This is a genomic window from Caballeronia sp. M23-90, from assembly GCF_053574605.1.
Genome location: NZ_JBSIPA010001012.1, coordinates 1 through 308, shown reverse-complemented (window position 1 = coordinate 308; position 308 = coordinate 1). Strand labels below are relative to the sequence as shown.

1 pseudogene is annotated in these 308 nt (G+C 61.4%); it reads left to right on the top strand.

The annotated features are described in order from the left end of the window. Positions 1-127: 127 nt before the first annotated feature. Positions 128-308: pseudogene (locus tag ACRXB1_RS37565) on the top strand (cobyric acid synthase); the annotation flags it as partial.

Below are 308 nucleotides of genomic sequence, written 5' to 3'. Positions count from 1 at the left end.
GTGGATTGCCCCGTCGTGCTGGTGGCGGATATCGACCGCGGCGGGGTGTTCGCGCATTTGCTTGGGACGCTTGCGTGTTTATCAAAGACGGAAAGGGCGCGGGTTCACGGCTTCGTGATCAACCGTTGCCGAGGTGAACCTGCGCGACCGGGACATTGCCAACATGGGTTTTGCGGAGCGGGTGGATTGCCCCGTCGTGCTGGTGGCGGATATCGACCGCGGCGGGGTGTTCGCGCATTTGCTTGGGACGCTTGCGTGTTTATCAAAGACGGAAAGGGCGCGGGTTCACGGCTTCGTGATCAACCGTT